Raw genomic sequence first — 25172 nt, 5'->3', positions numbered from 1 at the left:
AAACAAGGGGAACCCCACGTTATTGAACCGTTATTCAAAAAATGTGCGAAACCGGGAATGAATCAAACAGGAAATCGTTGGATGATTATAGCTATAGCAGGCAACGTCCGGACCGGGCGGCGACACCAAGCCGCTCCGACGAGGGACAGATAAGACCACCGCGCGGGCGCAAGCCCGACGCGAACACGTCAGGAGAACACCATGAGCACAACCTTCAAGACCATCGCCGCCATCGCGCCGCTTGCCATCCTCGGACTCGCGCTCGCCAGCGCTGCGCCCGCCCACGAGTCGACCGGCTTCGTCCTCGCCGACGCGGGCAGCGGCGACAGCCACGGGCACAACAACCCGAACCCGTACGAGCAGGAGCAGGGACGCGAGCTGCAGCAACAGCACCGAGGCGATTCCGTCCTGCACATCCGCGTGCCCGGACTGCGCCCCTGACGCGAGGGGCGCCCCGTCAGACGGGGCGAGCGGCGGTCTCGAAGCCGAAGACGAGCGCGACGTCCGGCATCGCGACCGAGACCAGCGGCTTGAGCCCTCGCAGATAGCCGAGCGGGCCGCCCTCCCCGAAGGCCCATGAGACTCGGGCCAGCCGGACGCCTGTGACCACAAAATGCCGCGAGACGAACTCCGAGCCCGCGAAGCGCTGGATCAGCGAGAAGTCGGGCAGTTTGAGCCTGCGAGGAGTCAGCGGCAATCCGATCTTCGCGCTCAGCCGGACCGCCGCCGTGCCGTCAAGGTCCATGCCCGCCCCGACCGATTTCGCGGTCGTGGTCCGGTGGAACTGGGCCAGCTCCTTCGGGATGCCCCACAACGCGCGCGCCCCGTTGCGCGAAGCCTCGCTGTCCACCCAGATCTGCGGGACCGACGCGCCAACGGACGCGCCCCGGCGGACGGGCGTGGCGACCACGATCTCGTCATAGGCGAGCACGCCGCCCTCGGAGTACGAGATGGAACTGACCGTCACGACGACACGCCCGCCGACGCGGAACGGGCGCCAGCCCGCAGGCCGCAATTCGGCGAACGAGCCCGGCAGGCGGTCCTCGTCGACCAAGAACACCGAGACCAAGCCCGAGGCGCCCAGATGCCACGGCGCGGGCGGAAAGCCCGTCAACGCGCCTTCTGCCGCGCCCTTCGAAACTGCAACTCCCATGACCCCTGCCTCTCTGCGCCGATGACTGTGTCATGCACCATACCAGGAGGCGGCGGCTCTGCTATCACGCCAAGGTGCTGCCCCAGCTGTCCCAGTGGGTGATGGCCTCCACCGGAACGGCTCGCTTCGCTGGTTTGAAGTCCGTCCCGACGGTGTACGCCACCGGCAGCAGCGCGACCTGCACGACGTTCTCCGGTATTCCGAGGATCTGCCGCGTCTCGGCCTCGTGGAACAGGTGCAAGGTGGTCCAAACGCTGCCGAGGCCGCGCGAGCGCAGCGCGAGCAGGAAGCTCCACGCGGCAGGGATGATGGACCCGTAGAAGGCGGCGAGCGACCCGTCGGGCAGGTCGCGCACCGGCACGTCGGCCTTGATCGTCGGAATCACGAAGAGCGGGGCCCGCTGCAGATTGTCTGCCAAATACTGGGCGCTGCTGACGACCCTGCCCTGTTGGCCGGGGATCTCCTCGGGGTTGCGCCCGCCCGCGTATTCGGCCCACGACTTCCGGTACAGCTCGGCGATCGCGTCCTTCTTCGCCTGGTCCTCGACCACGATCCACTGCCAGCCTTGGGCGTTGGAGCCGGTCGGGGCCTGCACGGCGAGCCGCAGCGCCTCGACCACGACCTCTTTGGGCACCGGACGGTCGAAATCGAGGCGTTTGCGCACCGACCGGGTCGTGGACAGCGCCCAGTCGATAGGGCCGGTGTCGGGGAGCGCGGACGGGTCGTTTTGGGTCATGCCCCCACTCTAGCCACGTCTCGGGGCGGCAAGGTCGTAAACGACGAAGTCGCCGACCTGCTCGGGCGAGTAGTGCGCTTTGACCCATGCCTCGACCTTGTCGACAAGCGAGTCTTTCTTGTCGTCAGGAGCGGCTTGCGGGCGCGGCGGCGCGGTTCCCGGCTGCCCCGGCTGCGCAGGCGGGCCTTTCTCATCAGGCTGAGCCTCATCGTCGGGCTGCGCCAGGTAGTAGCGCACCTTGCCGCCCTGCGCCAACGAGACGAATTGGTCGAGCGTGATCGGCTCGTCCCTGCCGCCGAATCCGCCGATCGCCATCACCGCGACCTTGTCCTCCAGGATGAAGGAGTCCGCGCCGAACGAGGCCGAGACCGCGGCTGCCCAACGCGTGTTCGCGGAGCGCAGCATGTCGTGCAGCCGCGCGGGAGCCGGAGCGTCATGCCTGCCGCCGGGCTTATTCCCACCGGGCTTATTCCCAAAATGCGCGAGCGGTCCGTCCGCCCAGTTCGGGCCGGGCAGCGGCATCCCGCCGGGGACTTTCGGCACCACGACGTTCTCCAAGGCGACGGCGGCGGACCCGCCGAGGCCGAACACGAGCGCCGCGACCGCGACTGCGGCCTGCGCCCGCCTGTCGCGCACGGCCCGGCCGGACGCGAGCACGGCGGCCACGAGGACCGCGCCGCCGAGCAGCGCCCAGCGCAGCGGCGGCAACCAGTCCGCGTGCCTGCCCAAAAGCGACCACGCCGTCACACCCGAGACCACGACAAGCGCAGCGGCCCCCCATCGGCCGAGCCGCTCCGAGCGGCGCTGCCACAAGAGCCACGAGCCGATCCCGACGACTGCGGCGATCGGCGGTGCGAGCACGAAGACGTAGTACGGGTGGAACGCGGCCTGCATGTAGGTCAAAACCAGATAGTTCGAGACCAGCCAGCCGCCCCACAGGACCAACGCCAGCCAGACCGGGTTGGACCTGGAGCCATTGCCCCGGCACGCGAGGAACCCCAAGGCCAGCGCGAGCAGCGCCGTGGGGATCAGCCAAGCGACGTGCAGGCCCTGGGAGTCCTCGAACACCCGCCACAGGCTCGGCGGCCCCGCGAAGCCCGGCCCGCCGCCCTCGCCGTACCGTCCCCCGCCGAGGAGGCGGTTGAAGCCGTTGCTGCCCAGCGCGAGCTCCAGCTCGCTATTCGACGTGGAGCCGCCGACGAAGGGCCTGCTCGCCGCAGGCGTGAGCGCCACTGCGAGAAACCACCAGCCAGAGCTGGCCACAGCCGCCGCCGCGCCGACGGCCAGATGCGCGATCCGGCGCTTGAGGTCGAACTTCTCGGCGAGCAGGTACACCAGGCCGAGCGCAGGCAGCGTCATCAGTCCCTGGAACGTCTTCGCGAGGAAGGCGAAGCCCACCCCGGCCCCGGCGAGCGCCAACCAGGCGACCGCCGCCTGCTGCCGCTGGGCGCCGAGCGCGCGGGTCGTGCCGTACGCGCCGACCATCATGCCGAACACCATCGCCGCGTCCGGGTTGTTGTCGCGGAACATCACCGTCGCGATCGGGGTCGCCGCGAAGACCGCGATCGCGACCAGGCCCGCGGCGTGGCTCGTCAGCCTGCGGACCGAGGCGTAGAGGAGCCAGGCGCTCGCCACGCCGAGGAGCGCTTGCGGGACGAGCATGCTCGCGCTGGAGAACCCGAAGACCCGCGCCGACAGGCCCATGAGCCACATGCCGCCCGCAGGCTTGTCGACGGTGATGAAGTTCTGCGGGTCGAAGCTGCCGAAGAACCACGCCTCCCAGCTCTGGCTCCCCGACAGCACCGCCGAGGCGTAGAAGTCGTTGGACATGCCGTTGATCGTGATGTCCCAGAGCTGGATCGCCGCGAACACGACGAGCGCCGCCGCGAGCTGCACTCCCTCGCGATGCTCGTGCGCCCAGGCACGGAGCGCCTCCGACCTGCTCGCAGACGCATCGCGAGTCAACCTTGTTGTCATAGAGATCAGTCAACGCGAACAAGCTGAGAAAAAGCTTCGAAACCGCCGACGATCCGGGGAATCCGCTCGAACCCGCGTCATCCCTCGGGCGAGGACCAGTCCCCGACGATCCCGCGCAGATAGGCGGCTTGGCCGAGATGCTGGGCGCAGTCGTCGAAGACGCTCACCAATCGGACGCTCGCGGTCACCGGCGGGTCCCAGCTGGTGTCCACGATCCGGGAGAGCTCCGCGTCGGTGATCGTGTCGAGGTATTCGAGCACCATGACGTGCACTCGGTTCTGGTACTCGTCCAACAGGGCCGCAGCGCCCCGGAACTGGCCCACTTCCTCGGAGGTCTGCCCGTAGCCGTGCGCAGCGGGCGGGTACGGAAGCTCGAACCGCCCGTAGAAGCCTTCCCTCGTCCACACCTGCTCGACGCCCGCGATCTGCGCGACATGGTCGTCCTGCACCCTGGCCGCGTGCCAGAGGAGCCAGCCGATGGAGTTCGAGGCCGGGGTGGGCCGCCACAGCAGCACCTCGTCGCGCAGGCCCTCCGTCACGCTCCGAACGTGCTCGCGGATCCTGTGGTAGGCGTCTTGCAGCAGGGTCTTGGCGCTCTCGCTCATGCCCTGATTCTCATGAAATCGGGCGACAACAACCCCGGCCAAGGCCCGCCGCCTCGTATGATCGGGCCATGGCTGCGACTCCACAGGCCCTCCTCTTCGATTTGCAGGGCACCTGCACAGATTTCTTCACCGCCATGGCCTCGGCGGTGCGCCGGGTCGACGCCGGTCGCCATCCCCGCGTGGACTGGGGCTCGTTCGTCGCGGACTGGCGGCGGGGGTATATGCGGGCGCTCGGCAACGACAGCTCGGGCATGTCCGCGCCCGCCTGGACCAGTGTGCGCGGGGTGTACGCCCAAGCCCTGGAAACGCTGCTCGCCGAGCGCGGGATCGAAGGCTTCGGCGAGGCGGACCGCCGCGCGCTGGTCCTCGCCTGGGAGGAGCAGCCGCCGTGGCCGGACGTCGTTCCCGGACTGGCGCGGCTGAAGGGGCGCCATGTCCTCGGCACGTTGTCCAACGCGGACACCCCCGCCGTCGTGCGCACCGCGAAGGCGGGGGGCATGCCCTTCGACGTGCTCTTCTCCGCGCAGATGTGCCAGGCGTTCAAACCCGACCCGGTCGTCTACCGAACCGCGGCGACCTGGCTCTCCCTCGCGCCCGAGGAGATCATGCTCGTCGCCTGCCACCAGTACGACCTGCGCGCGGCGGGAGCGCTCGGCTTCCAGACGGCCTTCGTCCCCCGGCCCTTGGAGTTCGGGCCGGACGGGAACCCGGACCTCGTCCCCGATCCGGCGTTCACGGTCGTCGCAGAGGACTTCGCCGAACTCGCGGCCGTACTGGGCTGCTGAACCATCGCTGTTGCGCCATTGGCAGGACAACGGCCGCCCAAGCAGCCTCGGCCTGATTCAGCGCTGGACGGGAAGGACGGGGAGCTTCCCGAGCGGCGGCAGCGCGGGCAACACCCGGACCGGCGGGACCGCGAGGCCCGCCAGCTCTTGGGCCTGCGGCAGCACGGGAAGCTCCGGCAGGCCCGGAACCCGAGGAAGCGCGGGGAGCGGCTGCGGTTTCTTCCCCGTCTCGCGCTGCTCCGCCGACCGGACGGCGGCCAGCCGCTCAAGGCCGTCGTTCACGGCGTCGGCCATATCGTCCGCGAGCGTCTGGGCGTCGTGCTTCGCGCCGTCCATCGCGTTCTGGGCCGCGACAGCTCCGCCTGCGGCTCCGATGCCCAAGCCGATCGGCGCGCCGATGAGCCAGCCCAGCGGGCCGAAGATCGCGCCGATCGAACCGCCGATCGTCAGGCCGACGAGCATGCCGCCAACAGCCCCCGCCCCTCGGACGGCGCCCTCGACCCCGTCCTGGGCCCGGCGCGCGCCCTGCTCCACCGAATCCGCCCAGTCCTGCAGCAGTTCCGCAGAGCTCAGCGGCGCGTCCGTCCGGTCGTCGCCCGTCTCTGCCACGTCCGCGAGCGGGCCGGAGAACATGACCTGCGCGATGGCGTCGTCGAACCTCCTCTGCGCCGGCCCTGTTGTCTCCGTTCCCGCCGTCACCGGCCTCGTCGCGCCCGGCGGGCTCGACTCGGTCGCCGGGGCCAGAACATCGGCAGCCGCAATGGGCACAGGCGCCACAAAAGTGGTCAAACATGCGGAACTCAGGGCGAAAAGCCTGATCACTGACACCACAACCTTTCCTATGTGAAACAGAAGATAGAAATCATCTCAATGTGCTCTACGCAACAGTATGCGGCAGGGATCGCGGCTGCGCAAGCACCTCGCAAAACCGCGCACCGCCCGTGCCGCCATGCTCGCGAGACTGCTGGACTGCGGAAACTTCTCCGAAACAGCAACGGCGTACCCTCGATAGCACCATGACCGATCTGACCGGGCCAAGCATCACCGTCAACGGGAAGATCACGCCGATCCCCGTCGACGCGCCGCACATCACGGCCTTGGACTTCATCCGGGAGCGCGGGCTCACCGGAGCCAAGGAGGGCTGCGCGGAGGGGGAATGCGGGGCCTGCGCGATCCTGGTGGCCAGGCCCGGCGCTCGCGAGGGCGCCGAGTGGACGGCGGTGAACGCCTGCCTGGTCCCCGCGCTCGCGCTCGACGGCCAGGAGGTCGTCACCGCCGAGGGGCTCGGCTCCCCCGCCGCCCTGCACCCCGTGCAGCACGAGCTGGCGGCCCGAGGCGGCTCGCAATGCGGCTACTGCACGCCCGGCTTCGTCTGCAGCATGGCCGCCGAGTTCTATCGGACCGACCGGAGCACCGGCTGCGCGCCGCAGACCTGCGGCGACCACGGCGGGACCGTCGGGCCGAACGGTTTCGACCTGCACGCGCTCAGCGGGAACCTCTGCCGCTGCACCGGGTACCGCCCGATCCGCGACGCCGCGTTCGCCGTCGGGGAGCCCGGCCCCGACGACCCGATGGCGAAACGCCGCTCGACGCCGCCGCCGCAGGCCAGGGCGACCCATGTCGAGCACGACGGCAGCGTTTTCGTCCGGCCGGAGAGCCTTCGCGAGGCGCTGCGCCTCATGCGCGAGCATCCGTCGGCGACCGTGGTCGCGGGCTCGACCGATATCGGCGTGGAGGTCAACCTCCGAGGCAAGCGCCCCGGCTACGCGATCGCCGTCGACCGACTGCCCGAGCTCCGCTCGGTCGCCGTCGGGGCTGATCGCGTGGAGATCGGCGCGGCGGCGACCCTCACCGAGATCGAACGCCGGCTCGGCGGGACTGTGCCGCTCCTCGCGCAGATGCTCCCGCAGTTCGCCTCGCGCCTGATCCGCAACAGCGCGACGCTCGGCGGCAACCTCGGCACCGGCTCGCCCATCGGAGACGGCGCCCCCGCCCTGCTCGCGCTCGACGCGGCGCTCGTCCTCGTGCGGGCCGGCGACGGGGACGGGCCGGAGCAGGAGCGCGAGGTGGCGCTCGCCGACTACTTCACCGGCTACCGGCAGAGCGTGCGGCGGCCCGACGAGCTGATCCGCGCTGTGCGCCTGCCGTTGCCGCTCTCCCCCGCCACCGGCTTCCACAAAATCGCCAAACGGCGTTTCGACGACATCTCCTCAGTCGCGGCGGCGTTCGCGCTCGACATCGCGGACGGGACGGTGCGCAAAGCGCGGATCGGCCTCGGCGGCGTCGCGGCGACGCCGATCCGGGCGTTCCGGGCGGAGTCGGCCCTCGAAGGCGGGCCTTGGTCGCTCGCCGCCGTCCAGGAGGCCGCGCGGCTCTTGCGCGAGGAGGGCACGCCGATGGACGACCACCGGGCCAGCGCCCGCTACCGGGCGGCCATGCTGGAGCAGACCCTGCTCAAGCAATACGCCGAGAGCGCGCAGGAGGCGGTCCGGTGAGCGCGTTGTCGAAGCGTCCCGAGCATGCCGCCGTCGGTGTCGCGACGGCGCACGAGAGCGCGGCCCTGCATGTCACCGGAGCAGCCCTCTACACGGACGACCTGGTGTGCCGGACCAAAGACGTGCTGCATGCCTACCCGGTGCAGACCGCGCACGCGCGGGCGCGGATCGTCGCGGTCCGGACCGAGCCCGCGCTGCGGGTTCCCGGCGTGGTCCGGGTGCTCTCCGCCGCAGACGTGCCAGGGGTGAACGACGCGGGCGTGAAACACGACGAGCCGCTCTTCCCGCAGGACGAGATCATGTTCCACGGGCACGCGGTCTGCTGGGTGCTCGGCGAGACGCTCGAAGCGGCCCGCCTCGGCGCGCTCGCCGTCGAAGTCGACGCGCGGCCGCTGCCCGCGCTGGTCACCATCGCCGAGGCCGTCGCGGCGGACAGCTTCCAAGGCGCGCGGCCGACGCTGCGCCGGGGCGACGTCGAGTCGGGCTTCGCGTCGTCCGCGCACGTCTTCGATGGCGAATTCGAATTCGCGGGCCAGGAGCACTTCTACCTCGAGACGAACGCGGCGCTCGCCCAGGTCGACGAGTACGGCCAAATCTTCGTCCAGTCGAGCACGCAGCACCCTTCCGAGACGCAGGAAATCGTCGCCCACGTGCTTGGCCTGAAAAACCACGAGGTCACCGTCCAATGCCTTCGGATGGGCGGCGGCTTCGGCGGCAAAGAGATGCAGCCGCACGGGTACGCCGCCGTCGCCGCGCTCGGCGCGACGCTCACCGGCAGGCCGGTGCGGGTCCGGCTCGACCGGGCCCAGGACATGACGATGACCGGCAAGCGCCACGGCTTCCACGCCGCCTGGCGGGTCGGGTTCGACGCGCATGGCCGCTTGCAGGCGCTCGAGGCGGACCTCACCGCCGACGGCGGCTGGAGCCTCGACCTCTCCGAGCCGGTGCTGGCCAGGGCGCTCTGCCACATCGACAACGCCTACTGGATCCCGAACGTCCACGTGCGCGGGCGGATCGCGAAGACGAACAAGGCTTCCAGCACGGCCTTCCGGGGCTTCGGCGGGCCGCAGGGCATGCTCGTGATCGAGGACGTCCTCGGCAGGTGCGCGCCGCTCTTGGGCGTCGACCCCGCCGAGCTGCGCAGACGCAACTTCTACGCGGAAGGCCACAGCACCCCGTACGGGCAGCCCGTCCGCCATCCGGAACGGATCGCGCGCGCCTGGGACCAGGTGCTCCAAAGCGGGCAGGTGGCCGAGCGCCAACGCGAGATCGCCGTGTTCAACGCGTCCAGCCAGCACGTGAAACGCGCCCTCGCGGTGACCCCGGTGAAGTTCGGGATCTCGTTCAACCTGACCGCGTTCAACCAGGCGGGGGCGCTGGTCCTGGTCTACAAGGACGGCTCGGTCCTGGTCAACCACGGCGGCACCGAGATGGGCCAGGGCCTGCACACCAAGATGCTGCAGGTCGCCGCGACGACGCTGGGCGTGCCGCTGCGGTGGATCCGGCTCGCGCCGACCCGCACCGACAAGGTGCCCAACACCTCGGCCACGGCGGCGAGCTCCGGCGCGGACCTCAACGGAGCCGCCGTCAAGGACGCCTGCGAGCAGCTGCGGGCGCGCCTGCTCGCCGTCGCGGCGACGCAGCTCGGCGCGAACGCGGCCGACGTCAGGATCGCGGACGGCTTCGCCCGCGTGCTCGGCTCCAAGGACGCGGGGATCTCCTGGCCCGAGCTCGCGCGGGCGGCGTACCTGCAGCGCGTCCAGCTCTCCGCCTCCGGTTTCTACCGGACCGAGGGGCTGCATTGGGACGCCGCGGCAATGCAGGGCTCGCCGTTCAAGTACTTCGCCTACGGCGCCGCTGCCGCCGAGGTCGAGGTGGACGGCTTCACCGGGGCCTACCGCCTGCTCCGGGTCGACATCGCGCACGACGTGGGCGACAGCCTCTCGCCGCTCATCGACCTCGGGCAGATCGAAGGCGGCTTCGTCCAGGGCGCGGGCTGGTTGACCTTGGAAGACCTTCGCTGGGACTGCGGGGAGGGACCGACGAGGGGAAGGCTGGCGACCCAAGCCGCGAGCACGTACAAACTGCCGAGCTTCTCCGAAATGCCCGAAGTGTTCAACGTCGCGCTGTTGGAGAACGCGACAGAGGAAGGCGTCGTCTACGGGTCGAAAGCCGTCGGCGAGCCGCCCCTCATGCTGGCCTTCTCGGTCCGCGAGGCGCTGCGCCAGGCGGCCGCGGCCTTCGCGGACGGGCCCGTCTCGGTGTGCCTGCCCTCCCCCGCGACCCCCGAGGCCGTGTACTGGGCGCTGTGCGACGCGCGAGCGCCCCGAGCCAGGACCGCAGACCTGGACACGGGGCTCAGCCATGTCTGACGCGGCGCGGCCCGAGCCGGGCTCGCCCGAGAACGGCTGGCTCGGCGCGGCGGCGCGACTGCGGGAGCGCCGCCAGCCCGGCGTGCTCGTCACCCTGGCCAAGGTGCGGGGCCACGCCCCTCGGGCCGCCGGGGCCAAGATGGTGGTCGGCGCCCGCGAGACCTGGGGGTCGATCGGCGGCGGCAGCCTCGAAGCGGCCATGGCCGACCGGGCGCGCGCGATGCTCGACGGGCCATGCGGGCAGCCCGAGCTCGTCGAGTTCGCGCTCAGCGACCGGGCCTCGCACGAGCACGGCGTGCAGTGCTGCGGCGGCACGGCGACCGTCCTCCTCGAACCGCTGCCCGTGCCGCCAGCCGTCGCGATCTTCGGCCTCGGGCACGTGGGGCTGGAGCTCGCCCGGATCCTCGCGCGCCACGACCTTGACCTCTATTTGGTCGACACCAGGGCCGAGCAGCTCGCCGAGGAACGGCTGAGCGTCCTCGCCGACTCGGTCGCCCGCGTCCACGCGCATCACGCGCCGGTGCTGCCGGAGGCGGCGCTCGACGAGCTGCCGCCGGGCTGCCATGTCCTCATCATGACCCACGACCACGCCGAGGACGCCGCGCTGTGCGACGCCGCACTGCGTCGAGACGGGTTCGCCACGATCGGGTTGATCGGCTCTGCGGCGAAATGGGCGAGGTTCCGCAAAATCCTCGCCGAGGAGGGCGGACACGACTCGGCGAGCATCGGCAGGATCACCACGCCGATCGGGCTCGCCGACATCACCGGCAAAGAGCCCGCGACCATCGCGGTGAGCGTGGCGGCGGACCTGCTGCGAGCCTTCCAACGGGCCGAGCACATCTCAGAGAGCTCTCAGGCGCTCATCAGTTAGCCCTCAGCAAGCATCAGGTAAAGTAAGGCGCATGCCTTACAAAACGATCGCCGTCACCCCCGACTTCGTCGCCGACCCGTGGCCGACGTACGAAAGCCTGCGGGCCGACGGGCCCGTGCACAAGATCAGAACGCCTGCGGGGATCACCGCGTGGCTCATCATCGACTACGCGGCCGCCAGGCACGCGCTGTCCGACCCCGCTTTCAGCAAAGACCTCGCCGAGCGGATCGAGCTCATCGACGACCAACTGGGCAGGCCGCACTCGCCCGAGCCGATCCGCCCCGCGCTCTTGGGCCTCGATCCGCCCGACCACACCAGGCTGCGCAAACTCGCCACCAAAGCGTTCACCGCGCAGGCCAGCGCGAAACTGCGCCCCCGGGTGGAGGAGATCGTCGCGGGCCTTATCGACGGGCTCCGCGCCGAGGCCGGGGCCGTCGACCTCGTGCCCCGATACGCCTATCCGCTGCCCATCGCCATGATCTCGGAGCTTCTCGGGGTGCCGGAAAAGGACCGGGACAGGTTCAGCTCGTGGAGCAGGCAGATCATGGACCACCAGAGCCCGGACCAATCTGACGCGGTCGCGGCGGCCAGCACGGACTTCCGCGATTTCGTCGGAGAGCTCGTCGCGGCGAAACGAGCCGAGCCAGGGCCGGGCGACCTGCTCGACGAGCTCATCGCCGCCCGCGACGACAGCGACAAGCTGAGCGACGAAGAGCTGTTCTCGCTGATCATCATTCTGCTCATCGCCGGACACGAGACCACCGTGAACCTCATCTCGACCGCGACGGCCATCGTCGCCGCAGACCCCGCCTTGCGCGCCCGCGTCATCGCGGATCCGGATGTCGCCTCCGCCGTCGTCGAGGAGACCCTGCGGTTCGACGGGCCCGCGAGCGTGGCGACGCTGCGGCACACCAAGACCGCCACAGTTCTCGGCGATGTGGAGATCCCCGCAGGCGAGCTCGTCTTCGTCGGGCTCTCGGCCGCGAACCGCGACCCGGCGAAATTCCCCGACCCGGACCGGTTCGACCCGGACCGGGCGACCGCGGGGCATCTCGCGTTCGGCCACGGGATCCACTTCTGCGTCGGGGCGGCCCTCGCCCGCATCGAGGGCGAGGTCGCCGTCCGGGAGCTGTTCCGCGCCTTCCCGGAGCTCTCGGTCGCCGAGGAGAAGCCGCAATGGCGGCCCAGCTTCATCCGAGGCAGGCTCAGCCTGCCCGTCCGGCTGTCGCCTGCCCGCTGACCGGCCAGCCCGTCCTGCGTTTCTCGCGCGGCGGGGCGTAGCTGCCCCGTTTGCTCGTCGTGAGACCGAGGTCGACGAGGGATTCGGCGAGTTTCACCGCAGCGGCGACTCCGTCCACGACCGGCACGTCCACCCGGCTCGACACCGCTTCGGCCAACGCGGCCATGCCCGCGCAGCCCAGCACAAGCGCCTCCGCGCCTTGGCCGACCGCCCGGCGCGCGGCGGCCACCACCGTCTCGACCGCGGACTCCCCTTCGAGCTCGAGCACGCCGAGATCGGCCGCGACAACCCCAGAGCACCGGTCGAACAGGCCCGCGAGGCGCAAGCTGTCCTCGATCTGCCCTGTCGCCCTGGCCAACGTGGTCACCACGCCGTACGAGCGCCCGAGGAGCATCGCGAACTGGGCGGCGGCTTCGGTGATATCCACGACCGGCACGTCGAGCAGCTCGCGCGCCCCTTCCCTGCCATGCTCGCCGAAGCCCGCCATGACCAGGGCGTCGAACGGGAAATCGAGGGTGTGCAGCCGGTCGAGCACTGCGGCAGCGGTCACGAAACTGTCGTAGTACCCCTCTGCGGACTCGGGCCCCCAGAGCGGTTGGAGGGCGAGGACCTCGACGTCCGGGCGCGCGGCGGCGCGGGCCTGTGCGCCGATGGCCTCGGTCATCGACTCGGAAGTGTTGCAGTTCATCACGACGACGCGCATGGGGCGATTCTAGGGGTCCGCGCGGCACGGGGCGCTCTGGTCGCGCCCCGTCGCGCCGCGCGGAAGAGTAATCTAGAGGTTGGACGGAGGGGCGATGCGCGAAAGGAGCGCAGCATGATTGAGCATGCATTCGACGAGGCCCGCTCGATCGTTGTCGTTCGGCCCCGGTCCCGGTTCAGCAAGGACGACTTCGCCGAGCTCGCACAGGCCGTCGACCCGAAGATCGAGGCGGCAGGGCGTCTCGCGGGCGTCGTCGTCGAAGTCGCCTCGTTCCCCGGCTGGGACAGCTTCGGCGCGCTGGTCGCCCATTTCCGTTTCGTCCGAAGCCACCACAAGCAGGTGCGGAAGATCGCCGTCGTGACCGATTCCGCGTTCGGGAAGATCGCCGAGCGAGTCATGCCGCACGTGGTGTCGCCCGAGTTCAAGCGTTTCCCGGCAGGCCAAGTCGAGGCTGCCGAGCAGTGGATCGCGGGCTGAACGACTTGCGCGCGTGCGTTAGCCTTGAGAAGCACGCGTGAGTGGCGAAATTGGTATACGCGCCAGATTTAGGTTCTGGTGTCCTGGACGTGCGGGTTCGAGTCCCGCCTCACGCACTCTTTCGCCTCGTTCGCGCTGGCTGCCAGTACAGTGGTGCTATGCCCGAGTCCGACGAGAAGCCTGAGCACGAGCGCTCCGCCCATAGCCCGGCGATGCTCCTGCTCTCCCTTCTCGCGAGCACGGCCTGCCTGCTGCTCGGCTGGTGGCAGTGGAACCGGTTCCACGAGTCTGGCGGGAGCTTCCAGAACCTCGGCTACGCCCTCCAATGGCCGCTCTTCGCGGTCTTCTTCGTCTACGGCTATCTGCGTTTCTTCGGCTTGCTGCGCGAATCCCAGAGCGGGCGCGACATGTCCGCCGCCCCGCACGAGTCCGCCGCCATGCCGCCCCTGCCCGAGCCCGCGCGGTCCGACCAGCTCGACGGAGCGCAGTATCGTGGGCGGGTCGCGTACAACGCCATGCTCGCCGAGCTCGCCGAGCAAGCCAAACCCGTCGAGAGGAACAGCAGATGACCGAGCCCCGCACCCCGAGTCGACACACCCCGGCCCAGATCCTGAGCGCCTTGCGCCGGTACCAGATCATGGCCTGGACGACCGGCGCGTGGCTGCTCCTGCTCACCGCCGAGGTCGTCTACCACCTCCTCGTCGTTTTCTATATCGGCGGCGAGCGGCCGAATTGGACGAAGTACATCGGAACCGCGCACGGCTGGTTCTACTTCATCTACCTCATCACCGCGCTCGACCTCTCCCTCAAGGCCCGGCTCGACATCAAACGCACGCTCATCACGCTCATCGCGGGCACCGTGCCGTTCCTCTCCTTCGTCGTCGAGCGCCAGCGCACCCGCGAGATCCGCGCATCCCTCGCCCATGCCGGGGCCTGAGGCGGGTATGCGATCATGGCTGCCATGAGGGCGCGACGTTCTTCTCTTCCGGGCAGCAGGTTTCGGCTTGGGTCTGCCGTTGTGCTGCTCAGCCTCGGCATGATCACAACTGTGGCGTGCGCCCAAACAATCCGGGGCAGAGCGTCGTTGCCGCAGAACAACACAGATTTCGTGCATGACCCGCAGATCACGAACATCGGCGTGGACGCCCCGGCCTCCACGCCGAAGGAGCAATCGGCGGGCGGCTCGGGCGCGTCTGGCGGCACGCTCGGCGACTACCTGCGGCAGAACGGAGTCGCCATCGCCCCCGTCCCGGCGGGACAGGGCCTGACCGTCACTGTGCCGATGCCGAACGGCTGGAAGCCGAGCAAGCCAGAGGGAGTCTCCCAGCAGGTGGCTTTCGAACTGCCCGCCGAGGGGAGCGACGCCGTCTACGCGTTCATGACCGTGGACGTCTACCAGCTGTCGAAGACCCCCCCTCCCGAGGGCCTGCTCGCCTCCGCGAAGAACTCCATCGCCGAAGCGGGCAACATCCAGACGTCGAACGACACCCCCTATCAGGGCAATCCTTCGACGGTCGGCATCGTGACCGTCACGACGAAACAAGGCAGCCGGGTCGTCGAGATCCTGCGCTTCACCTTTGTGCAGGACCCGTCCTCGTCCACGACGTACATGACGAAGAGCGCCATCGTGTGCGGCACCGACAACTGGCAGAACATGCGCGACGACCTGCTCGGCCTCGACAGCGGCATGAGCTTCGGCAGCTGACCGCCTCGGTCAGGCCAGCGCCGCGAAATGCGGCAGCATGCGGGCGAGCGCCGCGCCACGATGGCTCAGCGCGTCCTTCTCCTCGGGGGCGAGCTGCGCGGCGGTTCGCCCTGGCGCGTCGTCCGGCAGGAAGACCGGGTCGTAGCCGAATCCGCCGGAGCCCGAAGCCTCCAGCGCGACAATGCCCGCCCACTCCCCTCGCGTGAGGATTTCCTCGCCGTCCGGAACGACCAGCGCGCAGACGGAGACGAACCTCGCCCTGCGCTTTTCCGGCGCGAAGTCCCGTATCTGCTCGAGCACGAGCTCCCGGTTCGCCTCGTCGCTCGCCCTCGATCCCGCCCACCGCGCGGAAAGCACCCCCGGCATGCCGGAAAGCACGTCGACCGCGAAACCGGAGTCGTCGGCGAGCGTCGGCAAACCGCTCGCGAGCGCTCCCGCACGAGCCTTGATCAGGGCGTTCTCTTCGAAACTCGTCCCCGTCTCGGCGGGCAGCTCGTAGGGGGCGACATCGTCCAGGCCGAGCACCGCAAGCCCGTCGACGCCTGCCCTCGCCAAAATCCGGCGCAGCTCGGCGAGCTTTTTCGCGTTCCCCGACGCAACCAGCAGATCAGCCACCGAAGGCTTTCTTCTTGTTGCCCGAGGGCCGCTCGGGCAACGTCCCCGGGTACGGCAGGGCGAGCGCCTCGCGCTGCGCCACCACGAGCTGCTCGATGCCCGCGAACGCGAGGTCGAGCAATTTGTCGAGCGTCTTGCGGTGGAAGGTCGCGCCTTCCGCAGTGCCCTGCACCTCCACCAAAGTGCCTGTGTCGGTCGCGACGACGTTCATGTCGACCTCTGCCCGAGAGTCCTCCTCGTAGGGCAGGTCCAAGCGCACGCGTCCGTCCACGATCCCCACCGACACCGCGGCGATGGCGCAGGAGATCGGCTGCGGGTCGGCCAGCCGCCCGGTCGCCGCGAGCCAGGTCACGGCGTCCGAGAGCGCCACGAAAGCCCCCGTGATCGCGGCGGTCCGGGTTCCTCCGTCCGCCTGCAGGACGTCGCAGTCCACCGCGATGGTGTTCTCGCCGAGCGCGGAGAGGTCGATACAGGCCCGCAGCGACCGGCCGATGAGCCTGCTGATCTCTTGCGTGCGCCCGCCCAGCTTGCCTTTCACGGACTCGCGGTCGTTCCGGGTGCCCGTGGCCGCAGGCAGCATCGCGTATTCCGCGGTGAGCCAGCCCTCCCCCGTGCCTTTGCGCCACCGGGGCACGCCTTCGGCGACACTGGCCGCGCAGAACACCCTGGTCTGCCCGAACTCCACCAGCACAGAGCCCGGAGGGTTGCTGGTGAATCCGCGGGTGATCTTCACTGGGCGCATGTCGTCGTCGAGACGTCCGTCGAGGCGTGTGGTCATGCCTACCACCCTATCGGGTCGCGCTCAGCTGGTCTGACGGCGCACGGCGCTGCCGCTCTTGACCACGTCGAAGCTCTCCGAGGCGTTCACCGCGCGCACTGGGCCGTCGAACGCCGCGCGCGCTTCGGCCAGCACGTCCTCCCGCGAAGTCCACGGCGGGATGTGGGTGAGCAGGAGCTGGCCCACGCCTGCGCGCCGGGCGACCTCTCCTGCCTCCGTGCCGGAAAGGTGCACCCCCACCGGCCTGTTCCCCGGGTCATGGGTCCACGAAGCCTCGCAGAGGAACACGTCCGCCCCCTGCGCCAGCTCCTCGACCGCCGAGCACGCCCCGGTGTCGCCGCTGTAGGCCAGCACCGCTCCGGCGGAGTCCACGACGCGCAGCCCGTACGACTGCGGCGGGTGGAAGACTTTGAACGGAGTCACCGAAAGCTCCCCGAACTTCACCGGCTCGCGATCGACCCATCCGCGCACCTCCAATGTGTCGGAGACGTCGTCGCACTCCCCGCCGACTTCGGCGGAGGCTGTGCCGAGCCGCAACGCCGCGTCCTCTGGCCCGTAGAGCAAGGCGCGCTCGGCCGCGGGCTCGGGCCCGTAGCGCCGCCACACCAAAAGCCCCGGCACGTCCAAGCAGTGGTCGGCGTGCAGGTGCGACAAAAGGACGGTCACATCGTTCGGATTGGCGTGGCGCTGCAAAGCGCCGAGCACGCCGCCGCCGAAATCCACAACCAGCGGAGGGGCGTCCGGAGCCGTCACCAAATAGCCAGAGGCCGGCGAATCCGGACCCGTGACACTGCCGGAGCACCCGAGAACAGTGAGACGCACCTGACTATCTTCCCACGGTCATCCAACCGCCGCGCGGCGGGTCCAGTCCGACCGCGCGCCGTCCGCGCCGGACTGCTCGGGCAGCAGGAGCCTGTCGCCGAGGAGCTTGTCGGCCCACTGGAACAATTGCTCCGACTTCCCGGTCTGCGCCACGCGCACCGCGGCAGGCTCCCCCGACCCGGATTGGGCCGTCCGCTCGGCGGCGAGGATCCGCGCGACGTCTTTCGCGGTCTCCTCCGACGGAGACACCAGCCGCACTTGCGGGCCCATGACTTCGCCGATCAAGTCGGCGAGCAACGGGTAATGGGTGCAGCCGAGCACGAGCACGTCCACATCGGCGGCTTTGAGCGGGGCGAGGTATTCGCGCGCCAACGCCTCAAGCCGAGGCCCCGAGACCACGCCGCGCTCGATGAAGTCCACGAACTCCGGGCACGGCGCGGAGGCGATGCTCGTGTTCGGGGCGACTGCGGCGAACGAGTCCTCGTAGGCGCGGGAGGCGATGGTGATCCTCGTGCCGATCACGCCGATCCGCCCGGTGCGCGTCGCGGCGAGGGCGCTGCGGACGGCGGGGAGCACCACTTCCACCACCGGGACCGAGTAGCGCTCGCGCGCGTCGGCGAGGCAGGCGACCGAAGCCGAGTTGCACGCGATGACGAGCATCTTCACCCCCTCGTCGACCAGGGAGTCCAAAACGGCCAACGCGTGCCTGCGGACTTGGGCGATCGACTGGGGCCCGTACGGCTGGTGCGCCGAGTCCGCGACGTAGAGCATTTCCTCGTTCGGCAGCAGATCCGCGACAGCCCGCGCGACGGTGAGGCCGCCGACTCCGGAGTCGAAAACCCCGATCGGAGCTTCGGCACGCTGCTGCGCCTCCACCGCCTGCTGGCGGGACGGAGGGCGGCGCATAGGTGGCAAGCTTAGCAGAAACTGCGGGCAGAACGCGGGAACTCGCTGTTCATCCGAGGTTTTTTGGAAGAGCCAGACTGCTGTGGGAGGGGTATCCGCCGAGCGAGGCCGCCGAGACGACCGCGTCGACGATCGCCCGTTCCACGCATATCGCGGCGGCTTCGCACAGCTCGCTGAGCGCGGACAGCTCCAAGAGCGGGTCGAACGGCCGTGGCTCGTCCTTCGTCGACAGCGCGAAGACCACGTCGCCGTCGAACGGCCCGTGCGCCGGGCGCACGGCGCGGGCCAACCCGTCCTGCGCCGCCCCCGCGAGGCGCAAACAAGCCTCACGGGTGAGCGCCGCGTCGGTCGCGACCACCCCGATGGTCGTGTTGAACCCGATCGGCAGCTGCTCCGCTTTGGCCCGTTCCCGTTCCGCGAGCATGACCAACGCCTCCTCCGGCAACGCGGGGAACGTCCGCTTCGCCACCGGGAACGCCGATTCGCCCCACAGCCTGCCGGTCTCCGGGTCGTACACCGAGCCCGACGAGTTCACCGCCATGATCGCGCCAACCCGCGCGCCCCGCGCGAGGCCTTTGCGCACCACCGTGCTCGCTGTGCCGATCCCGCCTTTGAGCTGTCCTGCCGTCGCCCCGGTCCCCGCGCCTGCCACACCCGTGGCGAACTCCGCGCCCGCGGCCTCGGCCGCGAGGTAGCCGAACTGCGAGTCCGGGCGGGCCGACCACGCTCCGAACGGCAGGTCGAAGAGCACGGCGGCAGGCACGATCGGCACCACCCCGCCCCAACTCGGCCCGGTGACCCCGTGGCCGCGCTCTTCGAGCCACCGCATCGCGCCGTCCGCCGTGGCGAGCCCGTAGGCGCTCCCGCCGGAGAGGACGACGGCGTGGGCCTTCGTCACGGACTTGCCGGGCGACAGCGCGTCCGTCTCGCGTGTGCCCGGAGCCCCGCCCCGCACGTCGACCGCGGCGACCGCGCCCTCGGGGACGAGCACCGCCGTGGTCCCGGTGGCCCAGCCGGAGTCCAAATCGATGCGCTGGTGGTGGCCGACCAGGACACCGGAGACGTCGGTGATCCGGTCGCCCGCAACGCTCTCTGCCATAGGACGAGCCTACGCCGCCGTCAGCGGGTCAATGCGATGAGCAAAGACTCTTGGAGGACAGTGAGCCAGTGGTAGACCCCGAGCTGCGCCGCGTGGGGATGCCCAGCTGGGAGCTGGTCCGGCGTGTCCGGGGCGATGTCGAGGATCGAGCCGAGCGTCAACCGCAGGTCGTTCAACGCCGCGACCCAGGACTTCGCGTCGTCCAGCGTGAGGACCAGCTCCCCCGCGTGCTCGGGCAAGCTGTGCAGGAAGACCCGTCCCGCGCCTTCCTTCGCCTCCAGCACGTCGGGCTCGTGGAGGCCGCGCATCGCCGAGTTGAGCTCGTGCGACTCGGCCGTGCCGTCCGTCTCGTCCGGGCGGTGCATATCCGGCAGCAGCCGTCGCATCGCGATCCCCGTCGGCGGTTCGGTGTGGCCGGTTCGGATGCCCGTGAGCTCGCTCAGCTCGTCGGACGGCTCGCTCTGCCTGCGCTCGGCGAACCAGCCGAGGACCGACCGGGACAGGGTCCGGAGCACCTGCAGCTCGTGCTCGGCGAACCGGACGCTGATCCGCTGCCCGTCGCCCGAGCCGGTCCGCCGCCACGGGCCGACCCGGATCTCACCTCTCGCCATACACGCTCCCTTGCCGACGCTTATGGTCATCCAGGCAGACGAGATGCCAGGCGCACCGCGACGTGGCGTACGAAAGAAGCGAGGAACGAGCGACGGTACGCGAGGAGCGGAGCAACGAAGCAGATCGCTGTCTGGGGGCCATAATCTATTTGCCTTGCTGCATAGTTGCCCAGAGACCTGCCTGATGCAGCTTCACGACATCGGTCTCGACTTTTTCCCGCGAGCCGGAGGAGACGACCGCCTTGCCGTCGTTGTGCACTTGCAGCATGAGCTCGGTCGCTTTGGCCTCGCTGTAGCCGAACACCGTCTGGAACACGTACGTCACGTAGCGCATGAGGTTCACGGGGTCGTCCCAGACGATCGTCATCCACGGCAGGTCCGGCGCGACAGCGCCCCCGGACACGTGCTCCTCGGCCGGGGGCCGGACAGGAGCCTCCCGCACGGGGGTCTGCGTCGCCGCGTTTCTCACTCTTCTAGGGTAATCGACTATGACGAAGCCCGTCGATGCCCCGCCCACCGCGCTCGCGGGAGGCGCAGCACCCAGCACCGCCCTGTTCACCGACCACTACGAGTTGACGATGCTGCAGGCCGCGCTGGCCGACGGCTCGGCGGAGCGGGCCTGTGTCTTCGAGGTCTTCGCCCGCAGGCTCCCCGAGGGCAGGCGCTACGGCGTCGTGGCCGGAACCGGGCGGTTCCTCGAAGCGCTGGCGGAATTCCGGTTCGGCGAGGCGGAGCTGGCCGTGGTGGAGCCGTTCCTCAACGCGCAGACGCTCGCGTGGCTGCAAGGCTTCCGGTTCGGGGGCGACGTCGACGGATACCCCGAAGGCGAGCTGTACTTCCCGAATTCGCCGGTCCTCACGGTCCGGGGCAGTTTCGCCGAATGCGTCATCCTGGAGACACTGGTCCTCTCCGTGTTCAACCACGACAGCGCCATCGCCGCCGCGGCCGCGAGGATGGCGGGCGCGAGCGGAGACCGGACCCTCGTGGAGATGGGCTCGCGGCGCACGCACGAGCAGGCTGCCGTTGCGAGCGCCCGAGCGGCCTGGATCGCCGGTTTCGCCGCGACGTCGAACCTCTCCGCCGCCCGCCGGTACGGCATCCCGACGACCGGCACCTCCGCGCACGCCTTCACCCTCCTGCACACCACGGGCGCGGGGCCGGACGAGCTGGGAGCCTTCAAAGCACAAGTCGCCGCCCTCGGCCCGGGCACGACGCTCCTCGTGGACACCTACGACATCGCGACCGGGGTGGAGAACGCCGTCGCCGCCGCAGGCCCGGCGCTAGGCGCGGTGCGGATCGACTCCGGAGACCTCGGCGTCATGGCTCGAAAAGTCCGCGCGCAGCTGGACTCGCTCGGCGCGCCCGGGGCGAAGATCGTCGTCTCCGGCGATCTCGACGAATACCTCATCGCCGCCCTGCGGGCCGAGCCCATCGACGTCTTCGGGGTCGGCACCTCCCTCGTCGCAGGGTCCGGCGCGCCAACGGCGGGGATGGTGTACAAGCTGGTCGAAGTCGAGGACGTGCCCGTGGCGAAACGCTCGGCCAGCAAGCAGACCGTCGGCGGCGCCAAGACCGCCTGGCGGGTCTCCCGGCCCTCCGGCGTCTACGTCGAAGAGCTCACCAGCGCGTCCCGCGATGCTCCGCAGGCGGACGAGGCCGGGCTGACCGTCGAGCCGTTGCAGGTCCCCCTCGTGCGCGATGGCGAAGTGGTCTCGCTCGAAGAGCTCGGCCAAGCCCGCGCCCGCGTCGCGGAGGGGCTCGTGCGGCTCCCGTGGGAAGGCCTCTCGCTCTCCCCCGGCGACCCTGCGCTCACCGTGCGCCACGTGCGGTGAGCCTGCGCCGAAACAGCATCCCTGTCCCGGCGGCTTCGGACGCTAGACCCGGCGGACCCAGGTGGTCTCGGTGAGCCGGTCGGTCCAGTCGCGCTTGAGGCGGGTGGGGTCCCAGAGCGCGGAGAGATAGGTGAGCGGGGCGAGCAGCGCTCCCGCGTACGGGACCAGCAGCGCCAACGACGGCAGCACCTGCCGGACGAGGGAGGTGTTCGTGTCCATCAGCTCGCCGGTGTTGTACTGCACCACATGGAGCTTGAAGATCGCGCGGCCGATCGTGCTGCCGCCGAACTGCGAGCACGCGGCCTCGTACAACAGGTTCAACGCGACGAAGACGAGCGCGAACGCGAGATAGCCCGGCACGCTGAAATCCAGGACGAGCTTTCCTTCGAGGAGATACGCGGCCAGGAACCAGATCCCGACCGCGATCGCCGCCACGAAAACGACGTCGATGGCGCGCGCGAGGAGCCGGACTCCGAGCGTGGCGGAGCCGGAGTAGGTGCGCAGATGCGGCACGTCGGCAAGGAGGGTCTTCGATTTCTCCTGCGGCGGGGCTCCCGCAGGCGCCCCGCCGTGCGGCGCGGACTCGGCGGCCCGCCGCACTGGTTGCTGCGGCTGCATGGCCTCGGGGCGGATCCGCATCTGCTCGAACGGGTCGTCCGAAGGACCGGGCAACGGGGCGGGCGGGGCGGACTCGGCGAGCCTGCGGCCTTGCGGCGGCGCGGGCTGGACCGGGGCCTGCTGCGGCGGCGCGGGAGGCCTGGCAGGGGCCGTCGAGGGAGTCGCGCCCTGCTCTCGCGGGATCCGCATCTGCTCGAACGGGTCGCTCACGCGCTTGACCTCCTACGCCTCCTGGGCCTGTCCGCCCGATATCACCAGAACTGTATCAAACCGGTCGCACCAGAACGAGGTCGGCAGTTCCCGGGGAGTCCGGCGTAGATGAGGCGCAAGGCGGCAGGCGACGACTGGGGGTACCTCCCGCTTGCGGGGGAGTGCCGAGATAGCGAGGAACGAGCGCGTACACGAGGAGCCGACAACGCAGCGGATCACTGCGCCGACCCCGGGAATCAAAAACCGAAGCGGTCGAGCTGTTTGGGGTCGCGCTGCCAGTCTTTGGCCACCTTCACCCGCAAGTCCAAATGGACGCGCGTCCCGAAAGCTGCTTCGACGCGCGAGCGCGCCGCGATGCCGATCTCCCGGAGCACAGAGCCCCTCGCGCCGATCACGATCGCTTTCTGGCTGGAGCGCTCCACGAACACGGACGCGTACACGACCCAGAGGTCTTTCTTGCGCTCGGTCTCCTCGACGACCACCATGACCGAGTGCGGCAGCTCCTCGCGCAGCCTGCCCAGCGCCGCCTCCCGGATCAGCTCCGCCACCCTTGCCTCGTCCGAGTCGTCGACCACCTGGTCCGTCGGATACCACGGCGGCCCCTCGGGCACGAGGCCGACGAGCAGCTCCGCGAGCGCCGCCAGTTGCTCGGGCGACTGCCGGGAGACCGGCACAACCTCGTGGCCTGGGCCCAGCAGCTCCGAGAGCTGCAAAAGCTGCTCCGCCGTCCGCTCCCTGCCGCGTTTGTCGATCTTGGTGACGATCCCGACGACCTTCGCCTTCGGGGCCTCGCGGCGCACCTGGTCGAGGATGAACCGGTCCCCCGGCCCGATGTCCTCGTCCGCTGGGACGCAGAACCCGACCACGTCCACCTCCGCGAACGCCGCCGCCGCCGTGTCGTTGAGACGCTCGGACAACGCGGTGCGCGGCCGGTGCACGCCGGGGGTGTCGACAATGACGAGCTGGTGCTCGGGGGCGTTCAAGATCGCCCGCACGGCGCGACGGGTGGTCTGCGGATGGGCGGAGGTGATCATCACCTCCTCGCCGACGAGCGCGTTGATGAGCGAGGACTTGCCGACGTTGGGCCTTCCCGCGAAGCAGACGAAGCCCGAGCGGAACCCGTCCGGGCCTCCCCGTCTCGCCGCGCCGTCGAAACTGACAGGTCCAGCCGTCACGCGATGGCCTCCTTCTGCGCTCTTTCCTTGTGTTCGCTGTCCTTGTGTTCGCTGTCCTTGTGCTCCTGGTCAGGAGCCGCGACGTCGAGCTTGCGCACCAAGATTGTGGTGATCCGCAGCCTGCCCCGGGCGTCGGGGCCGCCTTCGGCGACCAGCTCCAGGCCGTCCGTCCGCACTGTCGCGCCCGGCAGCGGCACCCGGCCGAGCCGCAGCGCGAGCAGCCCGCCGACGGTGTCCACCTCTTCCTCGTCCAGCTCCACGCCGACGAGCTCCCCGAGGTCCTCCAGGTGCACCCGCGCGGACACCCGGTACTCGTCGTCGCCGATCTGGTCGACCGGCGCGACCTCGTTCTCGTCGTACTCGTCCACGATCTCGCCCACGATCTCTTCGAGCACGTCCTCGATCGTGACGAGCCCGGCGATGCCGCCGTACTCGTCCACCAAGAGCGCCATGTGGTTGCGGGTGCGCTGCATCTCCTCCAAAAGCTTGTCGAGCGGCTTGGAGTCCGGGACGAAGGCTGCGGGACGCATGAACTCGGAGACCGGGGTCGTCTGGCCGTCTTTGCCGACAAGCCCCCCGTTCGCGCTCTGCACCGTGTGCTCCACCAGGTCCTTGAGATAGGCGACCCCGACCACGTCGTCAACGGTCTCGCCGATGACCGGGATCCTCGAATGGCCGCTGCGCACGGCGAGGGTGAGCGCCTGCGCCGCAGTCTTGTCCGCCTCGATCCAGACCATGTCCGGGCGGGGCACCATGATCTCTCTCGCCGTGGTGTCGCCGAGCTCGAAGACCGACTGGATCATCCGGCGCTCCTCGTCGTCCACCACGCCTCGCTCCTGCGCCAAGTCGACGAGCTCGCGCAGCTCGATCTCCGAGGCGAACGGTCCCTCGCGGAAGCCTTTCCCGGGGGTGAGCGCGTTGCCGAGGAGGATGAGGAGCTTCGACAGGGGCCCGAGGAGCCTGCCGATGATCCGCAGCGGGATCGCGGCGGCGATCGCGATCTCGTAGGCGTGCTGGCGGCCGACCGTGCGGGGCCCCACCCCGATGAGCACGTAGCTGACCAGGACCATCACTGTCGTCGCGATCGCGAGGCTCGCGCCGAAGCTGAAAAACTCCCTGGACACGGAGACGACGAGCGCAGTCGCGGTGATCTCGAACGCCAGGCGCAGCAGCACGAGCAGGTTCACGTACCGCGCGCGGTCCGCGATGATCGGCAACAGGCGCGCCGCGCCGGGGCGCTCCCCGTCCGCGAGGTCCTCGACCCGCGCCGCCGAGATGGAGTTGACCGCCGCGTCCAGGCTCGCGAACACGCCCGCGAGGCAGGCGCACCCAAGTCCTCCGAGGGCGGGGCCGACAACAGAGGCGAGGGAGTCGGAAACGCTCACGG

General features: G+C 69.9%; 27 protein-coding genes and 1 tRNA gene. 12 read left to right on the top strand and 16 right to left on the bottom strand.

From position 1 onward, the window contains the following. The first annotated feature begins 201 nt into the window (after nt 1-201). Complete coding sequence (locus tag ACRC20_RS01300; RefSeq protein WP_438684509.1) at nt 202-441, top strand: hypothetical protein; 240 nt, start codon at nt 202-204, stop codon at nt 439-441. Nucleotides 442-457: 16 nt separating this feature from the next. On the opposite strand, the gene ACRC20_RS01295 is transcribed toward ACRC20_RS01300, so the two are convergent. The 4 genes from ACRC20_RS01295 to ACRC20_RS01280 form a co-directional block, all read right to left on the bottom strand. Further along, a complete protein-coding gene (locus ACRC20_RS01295; RefSeq protein ID WP_438684508.1) occupies nt 458-1153 on the bottom strand; it encodes an acetoacetate decarboxylase family protein in 696 nt (231 codons plus the stop codon). Between the two features lie 64 nt (nt 1154-1217). Continuing rightward, entirely contained in the window at nt 1218-1889 is a 672-nt protein-coding gene (locus ACRC20_RS01290) for a nitroreductase family protein (RefSeq protein WP_438684507.1), read from the bottom strand. Between the two features lie 9 nt (nt 1890-1898). Beyond that, the gene (locus tag ACRC20_RS01285) at nt 1899-3866 is read right to left on the bottom strand and encodes an ArnT family glycosyltransferase (protein WP_438684506.1); all 1968 of its coding nucleotides are present in this window, start codon (nt 3864-3866) and stop codon (nt 1899-1901) included. A 77-nt stretch (nt 3867-3943) separates the two neighbouring features. Further along, a complete protein-coding gene (locus ACRC20_RS01280; RefSeq protein WP_438684505.1) occupies nt 3944-4471 on the bottom strand; it encodes a mycothiol transferase in 528 nt (175 codons plus the stop codon). A 68-nt stretch (nt 4472-4539) separates the two neighbouring features. On the opposite strand from ACRC20_RS01280, the gene ACRC20_RS01275 reads away from it, so the two are divergent. Next, a complete protein-coding gene (locus tag ACRC20_RS01275) occupies nt 4540-5256 on the top strand; it encodes a haloacid dehalogenase type II (protein WP_438684504.1) in 717 nt (238 codons plus the stop codon). A gap of 57 nt (nt 5257-5313) precedes the next feature. Here the strand turns inward: ACRC20_RS01275 and ACRC20_RS01270 are convergent, their stop codons facing one another. Then, complete coding sequence (locus tag ACRC20_RS01270) at nt 5314-6024, bottom strand: hypothetical protein (RefSeq protein ID WP_438684503.1); 711 nt, start codon at nt 6022-6024, stop codon at nt 5314-5316. Between the two features lie 248 nt (nt 6025-6272). On the opposite strand from ACRC20_RS01270, the gene ACRC20_RS01265 reads away from it, so the two are divergent. From ACRC20_RS01265 to ACRC20_RS01250, 4 genes are read left to right on the top strand one after another with little or no spacing between them, the layout of a single operon-like run. After that, nucleotides 6273-7751: a xanthine dehydrogenase small subunit gene (locus ACRC20_RS01265; protein ID WP_438684502.1), complete on the top strand. Its 1479-nt coding sequence runs from the start codon at nt 6273-6275 to the stop codon at nt 7749-7751. Beyond that, a complete protein-coding gene (gene xdhB, locus ACRC20_RS01260; RefSeq protein WP_438684501.1) occupies nt 7748-10123 on the top strand; it encodes a xanthine dehydrogenase molybdopterin binding subunit in 2376 nt (791 codons plus the stop codon). The genes ACRC20_RS01265 and xdhB overlap by 4 nt, the downstream gene beginning before the upstream one ends. Next, nucleotides 10116-10994 (top strand): xanthine dehydrogenase accessory protein XdhC, encoded by an 879-nt coding sequence (gene xdhC / locus ACRC20_RS01255; RefSeq protein WP_438684500.1) that lies wholly within the window; start codon nt 10116-10118, stop codon nt 10992-10994. The genes xdhB and xdhC overlap by 8 nt, the downstream gene beginning before the upstream one ends. Nucleotides 10995-11025: 31 nt before the next feature. Continuing rightward, entirely contained in the window at nt 11026-12234 is a 1209-nt protein-coding gene (locus ACRC20_RS01250; RefSeq protein WP_438684499.1) for a cytochrome P450 family protein, read from the top strand. On the opposite strand, the gene ACRC20_RS01245 is transcribed toward ACRC20_RS01250, so the two are convergent. Next, the gene (locus ACRC20_RS01245; RefSeq protein ID WP_438684498.1) at nt 12200-12937 is read right to left on the bottom strand and encodes an aspartate/glutamate racemase family protein; all 738 of its coding nucleotides are present in this window, start codon (nt 12935-12937) and stop codon (nt 12200-12202) included. The genes ACRC20_RS01250 and ACRC20_RS01245 overlap by 35 nt on opposite strands. Before the next feature lie 114 nt (nt 12938-13051). Here ACRC20_RS01245 and ACRC20_RS01240 point away from each other — a divergent pair, with 114 nt between their 5' ends. From ACRC20_RS01240 to ACRC20_RS01220, 5 genes are all read left to right on the top strand, one after another. Further along, nucleotides 13052-13414 carry an STAS/SEC14 domain-containing protein gene (locus ACRC20_RS01240; protein ID WP_438684497.1) on the top strand — a complete coding sequence of 121 codons (363 nt, stop codon included), beginning with the start codon at nt 13052-13054 and terminating at the stop codon, nt 13412-13414. 35 nt (nt 13415-13449) lie between these two features. Beyond that, nucleotides 13450-13530, top strand: a tRNA-Leu gene (locus ACRC20_RS01235). 42 nt (nt 13531-13572) lie between these two features. Beyond that, nucleotides 13573-13983 carry an acetolactate synthase gene (locus ACRC20_RS01230; RefSeq protein WP_438684496.1) on the top strand — a complete coding sequence of 137 codons (411 nt, stop codon included), beginning with the start codon at nt 13573-13575 and terminating at the stop codon, nt 13981-13983. Next, complete coding sequence (locus tag ACRC20_RS01225; RefSeq protein WP_438684495.1) at nt 13980-14351, top strand: DUF3817 domain-containing protein; 372 nt, start codon at nt 13980-13982, stop codon at nt 14349-14351. The genes ACRC20_RS01230 and ACRC20_RS01225 overlap by 4 nt, the downstream gene beginning before the upstream one ends. A gap of 99 nt (nt 14352-14450) precedes the next feature. Then, the gene (locus ACRC20_RS01220; protein ID WP_438684494.1) at nt 14451-15119 is read left to right on the top strand and encodes an LpqN/LpqT family lipoprotein; all 669 of its coding nucleotides are present in this window, start codon (nt 14451-14453) and stop codon (nt 15117-15119) included. 9 nt (nt 15120-15128) lie between these two features. Here ACRC20_RS01220 and rdgB read toward each other — a convergent pair whose 3' ends face one another. From rdgB to clpS, 7 genes are all read right to left on the bottom strand, one after another. Then, nucleotides 15129-15734 (bottom strand): RdgB/HAM1 family non-canonical purine NTP pyrophosphatase, encoded by a 606-nt coding sequence (gene rdgB, locus ACRC20_RS01215; protein ID WP_438684493.1) that lies wholly within the window; start codon nt 15732-15734, stop codon nt 15129-15131. Further along, nucleotides 15727-16512, bottom strand: coding sequence for a ribonuclease PH (rph, locus tag ACRC20_RS01210; protein ID WP_438684492.1), 786 nt, complete (start codon nt 16510-16512; stop codon nt 15727-15729). Before rph ends, rdgB begins: the two co-directional genes overlap by 8 nt. A 24-nt stretch (nt 16513-16536) precedes the next feature. Then, on the bottom strand, nt 16537-17334 hold the full coding sequence (locus ACRC20_RS01205; protein ID WP_438684491.1) for a cyclic nucleotide-degrading phosphodiesterase: 798 nt from the start codon (nt 17332-17334) through the stop codon (nt 16537-16539). Between the two features lie 18 nt (nt 17335-17352). Then, the gene (murI, locus tag ACRC20_RS01200) at nt 17353-18240 is read right to left on the bottom strand and encodes a glutamate racemase (protein ID WP_438684490.1); all 888 of its coding nucleotides are present in this window, start codon (nt 18238-18240) and stop codon (nt 17353-17355) included. Nucleotides 18241-18289: 49 nt separating this feature from the next. Further along, on the bottom strand, nt 18290-19339 hold the full coding sequence (locus ACRC20_RS01195; protein WP_438684489.1) for a P1 family peptidase: 1050 nt from the start codon (nt 19337-19339) through the stop codon (nt 18290-18292). A gap of 20 nt (nt 19340-19359) precedes the next feature. Next, nucleotides 19360-19950 carry a DUF2017 domain-containing protein gene (locus tag ACRC20_RS01190; protein ID WP_438684488.1) on the bottom strand — a complete coding sequence of 197 codons (591 nt, stop codon included), beginning with the start codon at nt 19948-19950 and terminating at the stop codon, nt 19360-19362. Between the two features lie 145 nt (nt 19951-20095). After that, a complete protein-coding gene (gene clpS, locus ACRC20_RS01185; RefSeq protein ID WP_438684487.1) occupies nt 20096-20419 on the bottom strand; it encodes an ATP-dependent Clp protease adapter ClpS in 324 nt (107 codons plus the stop codon). Between the two features lie 19 nt (nt 20420-20438). On the opposite strand from clpS, the gene ACRC20_RS01180 reads away from it, so the two are divergent. Then, nucleotides 20439-21782 (top strand): nicotinate phosphoribosyltransferase, encoded by a 1344-nt coding sequence (locus tag ACRC20_RS01180; RefSeq protein ID WP_438684486.1) that lies wholly within the window; start codon nt 20439-20441, stop codon nt 21780-21782. A gap of 42 nt (nt 21783-21824) precedes the next feature. Here ACRC20_RS01180 and ACRC20_RS01175 read toward each other — a convergent pair whose 3' ends face one another. The 3 genes from ACRC20_RS01175 to ACRC20_RS01165 form a co-directional block, all read right to left on the bottom strand. Next, entirely contained in the window at nt 21825-22610 is a 786-nt protein-coding gene (locus ACRC20_RS01175) for an RDD family protein (protein ID WP_438684485.1), read from the bottom strand. A gap of 236 nt (nt 22611-22846) precedes the next feature. Next, complete coding sequence (era, locus tag ACRC20_RS01170; RefSeq protein ID WP_438684484.1) at nt 22847-23785, bottom strand: GTPase Era; 939 nt, start codon at nt 23783-23785, stop codon at nt 22847-22849. Continuing rightward, nucleotides 23782-25170, bottom strand: a complete 1389-nt coding sequence (locus ACRC20_RS01165; RefSeq protein ID WP_438684483.1) for a hemolysin family protein — start codon at nt 25168-25170, stop codon at nt 23782-23784. Before ACRC20_RS01165 ends, era begins: the two co-directional genes overlap by 4 nt. Nucleotides 25171-25172 lie beyond the last annotated feature (2 nt).

It is taken from the genome of Segniliparus sp., from assembly GCF_051660745.1.
GTDB lineage: Bacteria > Actinomycetota > Actinomycetes > Mycobacteriales > Mycobacteriaceae > Segniliparus.
Note: the sequence above shows the minus strand (reverse complement) of the source record. Positions and strands in the feature narration are given on the sequence as shown.